This window comes from Deinococcus sp. Arct2-2 (genome assembly GCF_004801315.1).
GTDB lineage: Bacteria > Deinococcota > Deinococci > Deinococcales > Deinococcaceae > Deinococcus.
In genome coordinates this window covers 15,385-28,079 of sequence record NZ_SSNW01000005.1, presented here as the reverse complement: position 1 = coordinate 28,079, position 12,695 = coordinate 15,385, and the positions used below count along the sequence as shown (strand labels likewise).

Sequence of the window (12,695 nt, the reverse complement as noted above, 5' to 3'; positions counted from 1 at the left end):
GCGAAATCTTAGCGTACACCCGTCACGCCGAATTGCCAACAAAAGTCTTTACCCGCTCTAAACAACGCTTGGAAACACAGCCGTATAGCGCCAAATCCGGTTCACCTTTCATTCATCTACTGCGCTAGACGCTTAAAATCGGGGCCATGAACGGCGCGACCTCTAACGTGAACTTGCAAAGCGCACCCTCTGCCCACGCTGCCGGGAGCCTTCCCACCGACATCGTGGCCCTGCGGATCAGCCATTGCCGGGCCGAACACGCCGAGGGCGGGGCGCAGTATCACCTCGCCGTGCGCCATTACCGGGACTGCTTGGAGGCCGCCGAACGCCGCGAAGACGCCCGCGCCACGCAGTTTTTTGCGCTGAAGCTGGCCGCCTGCTACGACCAGATGGGCTTTACCGAGAAAGCCGATGAATTCCGGGCACTGGCGAGTACCGATCTGGGCGATACGCCGTTGCTGGGCTGAAGAAGTTGAACGGAAGCGGGCGAGGCGGGGATGCTTCGCCCGTTTTGCCGTTGTCCTCCCCTTAAGGGGGGGGCGTTGCGTCAGCAACGGGGGTTCACCTTCCAAATCAGATTTATGCCGCGTGTAAACCCCCCGGTCTGCTGCGCAGCCAGCCCCCCTCAAGGGGAGCGCCAAAGCTGTTGTCCTCCCCTCAAGGGGGGGCATTGCGGAGCAACGGGGGGGTTCACCTTCCACCTCAGAAAAACCACCCCATCACCTTCCCCACTCGCCGGAATGAGACAATGCCCCACGTGACCCGCTCTGACCTGCCCGCCCCCGAACAACACCTGCTGCCGCAAGACGCCCCCGCTGCCGCGCACGGGTTCGCCATGCCCGCAGAGTGGGCCGCGCACGCCGCGACGTGGATGGGCTGGCCCGCTGACAATGAGTTGTGGTTTGGGCATCTGGACGCGGTGCGGGCCGAGTTTGCCGAACTGGTGAGAACCATCGCCCGCTTTGAACCCGTGCATCTGCTGGTGCGCGATACCGAAAGCGAGCAGGACGCCCGCGAACGGCTGGAAGGGGCCAATGTCAGCCTGCATCATGTGCCGCTGGACGACGTGTGGATGCGCGACAACGGCCCTATTTTTGTCACGCGGGGCACGGGCGCAGACGCCGACCTGAGCCTGATCAACTGGCGGTTTAACGCTTGGGGCGGCAAATTTGATTCCGGGCATGATGACCGAGTGCCGGAATACGTGGCGCACACCCTGAACCTGACGCACTGGGACAGGCCCGAAGTACTGGAAGGCGGCGGGCTGGAAGTGAACGGCGCGGGCGTGGGCCTCACCACCCGTTCGTGCTTCCTGACCGACACGCGCAATCCGGGCCTGACCGAAGAAGGGTACGCCGAACTCTTACGCGACACGTTGGGCATTCAGAAATTGCTGTGGCTGGACGGCGGCCTAGAAAACGACCACACCGACGGCCACATCGACACCATCACGCGCTTTGTGGATGAGCAGACCATCGTGACCAGCGTGGAGCCGAACCCGGCAGACCCGAACCACACAACCATGGCGGGCAACTTGGCGCAGCTCCGGGGCATGACCGACCTGAGCGGCCAGCCGTTCCGGGTGGTGGAATTGCCGCTGCCCGCCGAGCGTCTGGAGGGTGCGGAAGGCCGTTTGCCGCCCACCTACGCCAATTTTTATATCGGCAACGGCTTCGTGGTGGTGCCGCAATACGGCGACCCTAACGATTTGCCCGCCCTAGAAGTGCTGCGCCCCCTCTTTCCGGGCCGCGAAGTGATCGGCCTCAGCAGCCGCGCCATCATCGAAGGCGGCGGAAGCTTTCACTGCATCACGCAGCAGCAACCGCTTGGGCAGGCGTGGAATGGGGAATGAAGCTTTCCCCGTACCAGACGCGCTAGCCCCAGACACCGATTTAGGGGGCGGCTACAGCCTGCGCCCCGTGACCAACGCCGAGGCTTGGGCCGTAGCCGACAGACTGGAAGGCGAAGCGTACCAAAGCGTGTCGTTCGATTGGCAAGCCGACGCGCCGTTTGCTACGCCAGACGGCAAGCGCCATGCGTGGCTGATCTTGCACGGCGGCGAGGTGGCAGGCTGGCAAATCTCGCGGCAATGGGACGCCCGCACCGCCTACATGATCAATACGGCGCTCTTGCCGCAGCACCGGGGTAAAGGGGTGTATTCGCGCCTGCTGCCCATCGTGCTGGACGTCCTGAAGGCCGAGGGATACACGCTGGTTCGCAGCCACCACCACGCCACCAACAACGCGGTACTGATCCCCAAACTGCGGGCCGGATTCCGTCTTCAGGGCATGGAGATAGACCATCACGGGATGCTGGCGGTGCTGATCTACAGCTTCGATCCCGTGTACCGCGACTACATGGACGTGCGCTGCGGCCTAAAGCGGGCAGAGGGAGAAGTGGCGCGGCGGCTGGGAATGAATGCTGCGGAGCTTACGCCTTCTGCGCTGGACGGTTCTTCGCCCGCTTAACTGTGGCAATGCCCGCGCCAGAGCGCAAGACTTCTCCGTAGAGGTTCCACCAAGCAAGCGCCGTTTCAGGGTCACGGGTCAGGTTTTCGAAGCGGTAATAGGCGGCGCTACCGTCTGGGAGCACGAAGGTGGGCGTGCCGAACACGCCAATGTCGGCGGCCTCGGCCAATTCTGCACGCAGGCTGGCACGGAGGCCCTCATTATCGGTGCGGGCGGCGGCGAAGGCGTCCAGATTCAGTCCGGCAGTCTGGGCGGCTCCGGCAATGGCGGCTTCATCCAGCGGCTTTTTGTGTTCGTGGACGGCGCGGTAGAGCGCCAGCGTGAAAGCCCAGTGCAACTCCTCGCCCTGCTGCGCGGCGGCGTGGGCGGCCAAAAATGCGGCCAAGCTATTTTGCTGGTACGGGCTGCCTTCCCCCAACGCCTGATCGGTGAGCCACCAGACCACACCCTCTTTGCCAGCGTTTTCGGCGTGGTTGCCCTGCACCAAGGAAAAGTGTCGTAGTCGGAAAACGTGCCCTTGCGCCCGCAGCACGGCGGCCAATTCTATCCCGCGCCAAGCATAGGGGCACAGGAAGTCAAAGAAGACATCGGTTGCGGGTGCAGTCATGCCGGAACGCTAGCACAAGACCTAAATCACCACTGTCGCCCACCGTGTCGGGTAGCCTGAACGCATGATCCGCACCCCCGACACCCTCGATCTAGCCGTGATTCAAATGCACGTGACCGACCAATTGGAAGACAACGTGGCCCGCGCCGAGGCCCATGTGCGTGACGCCGCCAAAGCAGGCGCACGGGTGATCTTGCTGCCCGAACTGTTCGAGAACCTGTACTTCTGTCAGGTGGAGCGCGAAGAATATTTTGAATTGGCGCACCCGCTGGAAGGCCACCCGTTTATCGGGCGCTTTCAGAACTTGGCGCAGGAACTCGGCGTGGTGCTGCCCATTTCTTACTTCGAGCGGGCGGGGCAGGCGCACTACAACAGCCTCGTGTGCATAGATTCCGGCGGCACGCTGCTGGGCAACTACCGCAAAACCCATATTCCGGACGGCCCCGGCTACGAAGAAAAGTATTACTTCAACCCCGGCGATACCGGCTTCAAGGTGTGGCAAACGCAGTTTGGGCGCATCGGCGTGGGCATCTGCTGGGATCAGTGGTATCCCGAAACCGCCCGCGCCCTGATGCTGGCCGGGGCCGACTTCCTGCTATATCCCACCGCCATTGGCAGCGAACCCGAAGGCGTGGAAAGCCCCAACAACCACGGCATGTGGCAGCGGGCCATGCAGGGCCACGCCGTGAGCAACTCGGCGTATGTGGGAGCCGCCAACCGAATCGGCACCGAAGTCGTGGGCGACCTCACCCAAACCTATTACGGACACTCCTTTTTGGCCGACTACACGGGCGAAATCGTGGCCGAATTGGGGGACACCGAGGAAGGCGCACTGACCCACACCCTGAACCTGAAAGAAGCCCGCAGATTTCGCGCTGGCATGGGCTTTTTCAGAGACCGCCGCCCGGAGTTGTACGGCTCGCTGATGACGCTGGACGGAGTGACGCGCCGGGACTGATGCGGCAGGGCCAAAGCGTAGGCAGAGGCAGCCCTGCGCAGCTTTTGCACTTCTTAGACTATTAGACTCTGGCCCCTTAAACCTTTCCGTAGCTTAGATTCTCAACTCGCCATCCCAAAATCCTTTGCTAACCTACCCCCATGAAACTTCTGGTGGTGGGCGGAGCGGGCTACATCGGGTCGCATACAGTGCGGCAACTGCGGGCAGCAGGACATAGCGTCGTCGTGCTGGACAACCTTTCCAGCGGACACCCGGAAGCCTTGCCGCCCGAAGTGACGTTGGTGAAGGCTGACTTGCTGGACGCCGAGGCCGTGAAAGCCGCGCTGAATGCCCACCAACCTGACGCCGTGATTCATTTTGCCGCCCTGATCGAAGTGGGCGAGAGTATGCGGGCACCGGGCCGCTACTACCGAAACAACGTGTTGGGCAGCCTGAACCTGCTGCAAGCCATCGTAGAAACGCGCAAGATTCCGCTGGTGTTTTCCTCTACCGCCGCCGTGTACGGCACCACCGACGCCGTGCCGATTCCCGAGACGGCCACCAAGCAGCCCGAAAGCGTGTACGGCGAAACCAAGTGGATGACTGAGCAGATGATTCATGCATTTGGCACGGCGCACGGCCTGCCGTATACCATCCTGCGCTACTTCAACGTGTGTGGCGCGGCTCCGGGCGGCACCATTGGCGAAGCGCACGCCAACAAGACCCACCTGATCGAACTGGCCTGCCTCACCGCTTTGGGCCAGCGCGAGAAGATGATGATTTTTGGCGACGATTACCCCACGCCCGACGGCACCTGTGTCCGCGATTACGTGCACGTGCAGGATTTGGCCGATGCACATGTGCTGGCCGTAGAAGCCCTGCACGGCGGCGGGCAAGTGGCGACCACCTACAACGTGGGATTGGGTCACGGCTTCAGCGTGCGCGAAGTGCTGGACGCTGTAGACGCGGTGGTGGGCACGCCCCTGACCCGCGAACTGGCCCCCCGCCGCGCCGGAGACCCCCCGCGTTTGGTGGCCGACGCCAAGCTGATCGTGAACGAACTGGGATTTAGCCCCAAGTTTACCGACCTCAAAGAAATCGTGGCGAGCGCGTGGGAATGGCACCGCACGCATCCGCACGGGTTCGAGAAGTAAATTCGGCGTTTGGCGGGTGCTGAAGGGCGTCTAAGGGTCTAAGGGACTAGGAAAAGCCCAGTGCCCCTCAAGGCCGTTCCTCCTCGCCCCTTGTGGGACTGGAACAGCTCGAAGAGAGAGGGGCGCTGCGCCAGCAACGGGGTGAGGAGGAATGAGCAAAGCGATTGCCCTTCTTAGACCCTTCGACCCTAGACCCTTAGACCAAGCCCCACACAACCCCAAATCCCCCGCCATCGCTTACCCTGAAGCCCATGACTTCCCCCCAACCCAGCGACCTGTCGGCCCACATCGCACGTGGCTTGTCGGATTTGGCCGACTTCGTGGCTATAGAAAGTGTGAGCGCACAGGGCCGGATGCTGCCCGAAGCGGCGGCCTACGTGACGCGCTTGCTGGAAGCGGAAGGCTTTACGGTGCGCGAATATCCGGGCACCGTCGCGCCTGTGCTGGTAGCCGAAGCGGGTAGCGGCCCCACCACCCTGCTCATTTACAACCATTACGACGTGCAGCCCGAAGACCCCACCGAACTCTGGGACAGCCCCCCGTTTGCCCTCACCGAGCGGGAGGGGCGGCTGTATGCACGCGGCGTCAGCGACGATAAGGGCGAGTTTATTTCGCGGCTGGCGGCGGTACGGGCGGTGCGTGAGCGGCACGGCGGGCGGTTGCCGCTGCGGGTGCGCTGGCTGCTGGAGGGTGAGGAAGAAGTGGGCAGCCCCAGCCTAGACGCCTTTGTGGAGGCCCACGCCGACGAGCTGCGGGCCGACGGCTGCTGGTGGGAATTCGGCTCTATTACGCCCGAAGGCCGTCCGGTAGCCTCATTAGGACTGAAGGGCGTGATGTGCGTGGAACTGCGTTGCCGCGTGGCCGACTCCGACCTGCACAGCAGTTTGGGCGCAGTGATCGACAATCCGCTGTACCGTCTCGCCCGCGCTGTGTCAACGCTCCGCGACGATACGGGCCGCGTCACCATTTCCGGCTTTCATGACGCCGTGCGCGACCCCAGCCCCGCTGATCTGGCCGCCATCGCCACCATTCCCGGCGACGGTCAGGCCGTGCGCGATACCTACGGCGTCACCCGGCCCCTCGCCACTGGCCCCGATTATTTCCGGCGCACCAACTTGCTGCCCGTCGTCAATGTGAACGGCTGGAGCGGCGGGTATCAGGGCGAAGGCAGCAAAACCGTGTTGCCCGCGCACGGCAGCGTCAAGCTGGATTTCCGGTTGGTGCCTGACCAAGACCCGGAGCAGATTTTGGCGCTCTTGCGTGCCCACCTCGCCACTCAGGGCCTTGACGATGTGGAAGTCGTGGAACTGGAATCTCACCAGAAGCCTGCCCGTGCCGACGCGGGGCATCCGTTTGTGGTGGCCTGCCTAGAGGCGGCACGGGAAGCGCACGGTCTAGAGCCAATCATTCATCCCAGCAGCGCGGCCAGCGGCCCCATGTCGCCGTTTAACGAGTTTTTGGGTGTGCCCTGCGTGGCTATGGGCATCGGCAATTTGGCCGGACGAATTCACGCGCCGAACGAGAATATTTTGCGGGTGCATTTTGAGAAGGGTGTGGCGTTTGGGGTGGCGTTGTTGGAGCGGCTGGGGCGGGGGCTTTAGCGGATTGGATTTGGGGTTGTTGGGCTTGTCCCACGTTTTGCCCCACCCCCCAGCCCCCTACCCCACCGGGTAGGGGGAGCGGCGCTGCGCTAGGCAGGATTGATCTTGTCGCGTTCAGACTCGGCTTGCCCGTTCATTTGAAGCGGAATTGCTAGTCGTCTTGACACTGGAATTGGCCCGCGCGTTGCACGCACGACGGCCTCACACGGATGGGGGCGGCGTTTTGGGGTTGCTGGATAGGAAAAACGAAGGCAGGGCTTGTGCTTAGGCGTTGGCCTCACCCGGCGACAACACCAGCTTGCTAGAGTTGACCATGCGTTCATACCGTCTGAGTTCAACTTTTTTTCGGCTGGCTCTAGCATAAATCTTTACGACGATCAGGCCCGTTTGGTCTTCCACTATGCACGGGAAAAAACCCATTCTTTGGGACACAATTAACCTGGGCCGGAGCATCTGCTGTTGAGATTGCTGCGAACAAAGGGCGGCGCACGGAAAGTCATGTCATATTGCTAACCGCTCAAGCAACTCTCATGGTGCCGCTCGCATCCATGCTCAATCAACGAGGCTCCCCCATGAAACCACTCTCGATTCTTCTCGCCCTCACCGCCTTGACCTCTTGTCACCGTCTGGCCCCTGCGCCATTCAGTGGTGTGGGCACAGAAGTTATGCTGGCGCAAAACGTACTCGCGGCCTGTGGAGACGTGACGTGGACTATGCGTGTCATAGGCGCTAAAACTAAGGCTGATCTCGGCGAGAGCTTGAGCTACCGCATCTTGCTCAACGACGTGATTCTGGAAAGCGAACATGCCTTTGCCCCGGTGAGACTGACGACTACCGGGCGCTACTTTCAATTCGTTTTGCCCACCCCTGCGGCTGACACCCTAATGTCGAGTGAATTCAAATGCACGGGCACAGGAGAGGTGGTCAAGACAGCTCTAGAGGCCTCCCCGTTAGGTGGACTTCAGCTCAGCGTGACCTATGCTGGTGGCCTGCGCGTCCAGTAGAGTCGAAATACACCAGAGAGGAGAGTCGACGCCTAAGCACAGGCGTCGACTCTCTTTATCCTACTCAGCACTATCTCTGTCCTCAAACATCCTCGTTGCCCGTGTCCATCCGCACCACTTTGGGCATGAACTGACCCAGCACGTCTACCAGATCGGTCTGGCGGGCAATCACGTCTTCGATTCGCTTGTAGGCTTGCGGCGCTTCGTCTATGCCGCCGCCGATCAGGGTGATGCTGTGACGATCTAAGTAGGCCTGCACGTCTTTTTTGGCAAGCGCGTTGATGGCAGCTTTGCGCCCAAGCTGACGGCCTGCGCCGTGACTGGCACTCGCCAACGCTGCCGGGTTGCCGCGCCCACGCACCAAGAAACCGGGGTCGGCCATGCTGCCGGGAATCAGGCCCAGTTGTCCGGCGGCAGCGGGGGTCGCGCCTTTGCGGTGCACGATCAGTTCCTTGCCGTCTACCTGCTGCTTCCAAGCAAGGTTGTGGCTGTTGCTGACGCGCAGCAGCGGGGTTTCTCCCAGCGCACGGGCCAGCCGGGTATGAATCAGGTCGTGGTTGGCGAGGGCGTAGCGGCCAGCCAAGTTCATGGCGAGCCAGTAGGCCTGACCTTCGTCGGTATCCAGCGGGAGCCACGCCAGTTTTTGGGCGCTCTTGTCCAACGTGGGGTGAAGGTCTTGGGCCAGCCGCGTAAAGTGGTTGGCCACCTGCGCCCCGAATCCCCGCGAGCCGCTGTGGGTCAGCAGGGCCAGATAGTCGCCCGCCTCTAAGTTCAGTTCCGGATCAGGCGCCGTGAGCGTGAATGTCCCGAATTCGGCAAAGTGGTTGCCGCTGCCGCTCGTGCCGATCTGGTTAATGGCCTTCTCGTGCAGGTGGCCCAGCAGGGGCAGGGCGTCCCACGTGTCTTCGTGCAGCACGGCGTGGTCTTCACGGTCACGCTTCTCGAAACCTACGCCCGCGCCAAAGCGGGTATGCCGCATCAGCAGGGCTTTGGCTTCTTCGGTTTTCAGTGCGCCACTGGGCAAGGGCAGCACGCTGAGCATCATGGAGCAGCCGATATCCACGCCCACGCCATACGGAATTACGGCGTTTTCGGTGGCCAGTACACCACCAATGGGCAGGCCGTAGCCTACGTGTGCGTCGGGCATCAGCGCCCCGGCACGCGTGATGGGCAGGCGCATCGCCATGTCCATTTGGGTGTGTGCGCCGGGGTCGATCAGGTCTGCGCCCCACACCGGGTAGGGCAGGGGGGCAGGCCGCAGGTCGCTGGAGGCCCGCGCTTCCTGCACGCCGCGCACCGCGATCAGTTCGGCGGCTAGGTTGTCGTAGACTCCGCCCAAGAAGGCGTCTGGGTTGGCCTGCACGCCGCGCAACTCGCCTAAAATCTCATCGCGGCTCAGGCCCGCGCCTTCGCGTAAGCTCGCGGCGGCCAGTGCCAAGCCAATCGCTTTGCGTTCAAATCCAAGTTTGGTAATTTGCTTCCCGTTCATCGTCAGTCCTTGTGCGGGAAGCCGCTGTGCTGCTCGCTTGCCCGCGTGTTAGGGGGTGGGGGCGCGGCGTGTGCTTCCGCTGTCGCCCGTTGGTGTCCTTCGCCAATCGTCCGAATCTGTTTTGTCTTGCATTCTGCGCCCTCCCTCTGTGTGTGGCTCTGTGTTCGGCCCTAGTCTGCCGCCTCTGCCCGCTCCGGCACATCGGCAAAGTGGCGCATAGGGCCTGAGTAGGTTTTCTGGAATGAGTGCCGCTTCACGCTCCCATCAGTTTCACGCTTTAATCTAGGCATATGAGAAAATCTGCCCTTCTGCTCTTGTGCATTCCTTTGGCTCTGGCCGCCTGCGGGCCGCGTGGCATCCAAGCGCCCGACACCTACGATGTCAGCGGCAGCTTGGGCGGCAGTTGGGGAAATGATCCCCGCTTGCGCCTTGCTTTGGTCGGCGCAGGCTTTCCCGAAGTCGTGACCAACAACAGCAATTTGGCCCAAAATGTAGTCAGCACGGGCATCAATTCTTGGAATTTTGGCGTGGATTTGCCCAACGTGCCGGGCGTGGCAGGCGTCTATCAGGTGGTGGCCTACAACGACGCCAACAACAACGCTTCCCTAGACGGTACCGAAGTGGACAGCGTGGCCCGCAACCAGCAGTGGCTCATTTATAGCCAAGTCGGGGGCAACGTTCCGGCCACCCGCTTCACACCCGAAATGAACGTGACGCAGGGCTGGAACCTGTACGACAGGCGCGAGGCGATCAGCACCACCAACCCCCGCCCCGGCCAGAAAGTCACGGGCTACGATCTGAGCCGCTAAGCCTTATCGGCTAAACTTCCGGCATGTCTTCAGACCCGCTGAACGCCTATTACGAGCAGGATCGGGAGCATGAGCGGCTGTTGCAGGGCAGCAACCAATTGGAATTTGTCCGCACCCTCGAACTGATGGTGCGGTTTTTGCCGCCTGCCCCCGCCCGCATTCTGGACATCGGCGGCGGCACCGGGCCGTATTCGCGCTGGCTGCTGGAGCGCGGCTACTCGGTGCACTTGCTGGACGCCATGCCCAAGCACATAGAGCGGGTTCAACAAGACTCCACACTGGCGCGTTTGGAATCGGCGGTGGTGGGCGACGCCCGCGCCTTGCCCTACGCGGCGGCTTCGGCAGACGCGGCGCTGTTGTTTGGGCCGCTCTATCACCTCACCGGGCGAGCAGACCGAGTGACGGCCTTAAGGGAAGCGCGGCGCTGTGTGAAGGCGGGCGGAGTCGTGTTGGCCGCCGTCATTACCCGCACAGCCAGTGCCCTAGACGGCCTGCTGGCGGGCATGGACGCCGATCCGCGCTTTGCGGCCATGCGGAAGCACACCCTCGATACGGGCCTGCATTTGCCGCCTGACCCGGCGCTGGGGTGGTTCACAGAGGCCTATTTTCATAGTCCGGCAGAGGTGCTGGCCGAGGTTGAGGACGCTGGATTGACGAATGCAGCCCTGTACGCGGTGGAAGGATTGGGCAACATCGTGCCGGAGTTTGACTTGCTGTGGGCTGACCCAGAACGCCGGGAGCGGCTGCTGGACTTGGTGCGGCGTACAGAAACAGACCCGCACCTATGGGGTGTCAGCGCCCATATATTGGCTGTCGGGCAGGTCTAATCGCGCTTAGACGTCCTGCGTCGTCGGGCGGATCAGCAATTCGTTGATCGCCACATGCGCGGGCTGCTGGAGCGCGTACAAAATAGCGCGGGCCACATCGTCGTCTTGCAAGAATTCGGCGTTTGGTGGCTTCTTGCCTTCCGCCCAAAACGGAGTTTCGACTCGGCCCGGTTCAATGGTGGTCACGCGCACGCCCTGTGCGCTCACTTCGCGCCGGATGCTTTCGCCCATGCCCGAAATCGCCCATTTGGTGGCACTGTAGGGGCCGGGGGTGGCGACTCTTCCGGCCACAGACCCCACCAACAACAGGTGGCCCCGGCTGCCGATCAGGTGCGGCAACGTGGCACGGGCGGTGAGGGCAGCCCCCAACACGTTGGTCAGGATCATGTCGCGCCACTCGTCGGGCGTGGGGTCGCCAGTGGCGTAGCGGGGCGCACCTGCCGTGAATCCTGCGTTGGCAAGGGCCGCGTCTAGCTGCCCAAAACGTTCCAGCGTGGCGTCCACCGCCCGCTCTAAGTCAGGCCACTGGGTCACGTCGGCGCGGAGGGCGATGGCCTGTTCCTCGCCCAATTCTGCGGCCAACGCCTGCAATTTGTCCTCGCTGCGGGCCAAGAGCGCCACGCGCCAGCCTGCCTGCACTGCCTGCCGCGCTGTGGCCGCGCCGATGCCCGTACTCGCGCCCGTAATAAGAAGAACTTTGCCTGCCGGAGTTGCTGCTGTCATAGACCGAGACTACTCCTGTAAGCATGAAAGTTCACAGATTGGCCTTAAAAAATGCCACGCTGCGCCGGAGGGCCACTTGCAAATTCTGGCTCAAATTGTGGTTGTCGCCCTCGTAGCGGTAAGCTTCCACACCCTGCCCAGCGGCCCGCAAGTCGTCGGCCAAGGCTTTCTGAAAGGCGTAGGGCACATCGGCGTCGCCCGTGCCGTGATGAAGCTGAATGGGCCTGCCGTTTAGGTCGCGCAGCAGGGCATTGGGGCTGAGTGCCCGCAGATAACGGCGGTTCAGGCGGTCTAGCGTGGGTTTGGGGCCAGTGGCAGGCGGGTTCCAATCGGTCGCCAACACGTCATAGCCCGCGACTACGCCCGCCCACAGCGACGCGGCTTTAAGGCTTTTATCAACCAGCATGGCCCGCAAACTCAGTTGGCCCCCCATTGAGTGGCCCCACAGCCCCAGCCGCGCCGGATTCACGCGCTTGTCGGCCTTCAGGCTGGCGGCGGCGTTCAGCACGTCTACCGTATAGCCGGGGTCGTTGTAGCCGCCGAGTGCCTCGCCCTCACTGCTGCCGTGTCCCCGGTAATCGCTCTTCAGGGTCACGAATCCGGCTCTGGCAAAGGCGTCTTGGTAGGCCACATAGCGTTCGGTGGTGCGGTACTCGTCGGGCGGAATGTAGCCGTGATTGAACACGATGGCAGGCCAGCCCCCCGGCGGCGGCGCACCGTTGGGCACGGTCAGCAGGGCATTGATTCGTAGCCCATCCGACTGGTAGCTGACGACTTGCCGCGAATAGTTGGCCCCGGCCCGCAAAGTTTCACGCACCGTCAGGGCGCTGCCGGGATATTGCCGCGCCCGGAGCGCCTGCACACTGATGGGCTGCCGCGACACCAGTGCCGTCAGGGCCGTGTCGGTCAGGGTGCCGTTTGGGGCAGGTGCGGTGGGGTCAGATGGAGTGGAAGTCGTCGGCTGACTCGCTGAATTTCCCGGTAGCGCGAACGGCAGATTCTCCGGCTGGGTCACGGCTACCCAGCCCGCACCCGCCACCAGCAGTAGTAACCCCAGTTGCACCAGACGCCGCATC

Annotated in this window: 13 protein-coding genes; 9 read left to right on the top strand and 4 right to left on the bottom strand. The window is 62.6% G+C overall.

Annotated elements, in window-relative coordinates:
- Positions 1–146 precede the first annotated feature (146 nt).
- The 3 genes from E7T06_RS03655 (at position 147) to E7T06_RS03645 (ending at position 2,468) form a co-directional block, all read left to right on the top strand.
- Positions 147–467, top strand: a complete 321-nt coding sequence (locus tag E7T06_RS03655; RefSeq protein WP_240740826.1) for a hypothetical protein — start codon at positions 147–149, stop codon at positions 465–467.
- A gap of 368 nt (positions 468–835) precedes the next feature.
- Complete coding sequence (locus E7T06_RS03650; protein WP_136364574.1) at positions 836–1,852, top strand: agmatine deiminase family protein; 1,017 nt, start codon at positions 836–838, stop codon at positions 1,850–1,852.
- The gene (locus tag E7T06_RS03645; protein WP_136364499.1) at positions 1,842–2,468 is read left to right on the top strand and encodes a GNAT family N-acetyltransferase; all 627 of its coding nucleotides are present in this window, start codon (positions 1,842–1,844) and stop codon (positions 2,466–2,468) included. The genes E7T06_RS03650 and E7T06_RS03645 overlap by 11 nt, the downstream gene beginning before the upstream one ends.
- On the opposite strand, the gene E7T06_RS03640 is transcribed toward E7T06_RS03645, so the two are convergent.
- Entirely contained in the window at positions 2,431–3,075 is a 645-nt protein-coding gene (locus E7T06_RS03640) for a DsbA family protein (RefSeq protein WP_136364498.1), read from the bottom strand. The two genes, E7T06_RS03645 and E7T06_RS03640, sit on opposite strands and share 38 nt — an antisense overlap.
- A 64-nt stretch (positions 3,076–3,139) precedes the next feature.
- Between E7T06_RS03640 and aguB the strand changes: the two genes are divergently transcribed.
- The 4 genes from aguB to E7T06_RS03620 all read left to right on the top strand — a co-directional run bounded on the left by aguB (position 3,140) and on the right by E7T06_RS03620 (position 7,771).
- Positions 3,140–4,033 (top strand): N-carbamoylputrescine amidase, encoded by an 894-nt coding sequence (aguB, locus tag E7T06_RS03635; protein WP_136364497.1) that lies wholly within the window; start codon positions 3,140–3,142, stop codon positions 4,031–4,033.
- Between the two features lie 140 nt (positions 4,034–4,173).
- Positions 4,174–5,166: a UDP-glucose 4-epimerase GalE gene (gene galE, locus E7T06_RS03630; protein WP_136364496.1), complete on the top strand. Its 993-nt coding sequence runs from the start codon at positions 4,174–4,176 to the stop codon at positions 5,164–5,166.
- 251 nt (positions 5,167–5,417) lie between these two features.
- Entirely contained in the window at positions 5,418–6,767 is a 1,350-nt protein-coding gene (locus tag E7T06_RS03625) for a M20/M25/M40 family metallo-hydrolase (protein ID WP_136364495.1), read from the top strand.
- Between the two features lie 572 nt (positions 6,768–7,339).
- Positions 7,340–7,771 carry a hypothetical protein gene (locus tag E7T06_RS03620; RefSeq protein ID WP_136364494.1) on the top strand — a complete coding sequence of 144 codons (432 nt, stop codon included), beginning with the start codon at positions 7,340–7,342 and terminating at the stop codon, positions 7,769–7,771.
- A gap of 82 nt (positions 7,772–7,853) precedes the next feature.
- Here the strand turns inward: E7T06_RS03620 and E7T06_RS03615 are convergent, their stop codons facing one another.
- On the bottom strand, positions 7,854–9,260 hold the full coding sequence (locus E7T06_RS03615; RefSeq protein WP_136364493.1) for an RtcB family protein: 1,407 nt from the start codon (positions 9,258–9,260) through the stop codon (positions 7,854–7,856).
- Between the two features lie 290 nt (positions 9,261–9,550).
- Here E7T06_RS03615 and E7T06_RS03610 point away from each other — a divergent pair, with 290 nt between their 5' ends.
- The gene (locus tag E7T06_RS03610; protein WP_136364492.1) at positions 9,551–10,069 is read left to right on the top strand and encodes a hypothetical protein; all 519 of its coding nucleotides are present in this window, start codon (positions 9,551–9,553) and stop codon (positions 10,067–10,069) included.
- A 23-nt stretch (positions 10,070–10,092) separates the two neighbouring features.
- Entirely contained in the window at positions 10,093–10,896 is an 804-nt protein-coding gene (locus E7T06_RS03605) for a class I SAM-dependent methyltransferase (RefSeq protein ID WP_136364491.1), read from the top strand.
- A 6-nt stretch (positions 10,897–10,902) separates the two neighbouring features.
- On the opposite strand, the gene E7T06_RS03600 is transcribed toward E7T06_RS03605, so the two are convergent.
- Positions 10,903–11,619, bottom strand: a complete 717-nt coding sequence (locus tag E7T06_RS03600) for an SDR family oxidoreductase (RefSeq protein WP_136364490.1) — start codon at positions 11,617–11,619, stop codon at positions 10,903–10,905.
- 31 nt (positions 11,620–11,650) lie between these two features.
- On the bottom strand, positions 11,651–12,694 hold the full coding sequence (locus E7T06_RS03595; protein ID WP_136364489.1) for an alpha/beta fold hydrolase: 1,044 nt from the start codon (positions 12,692–12,694) through the stop codon (positions 11,651–11,653).
- Position 12,695 lies beyond the last annotated feature (1 nt).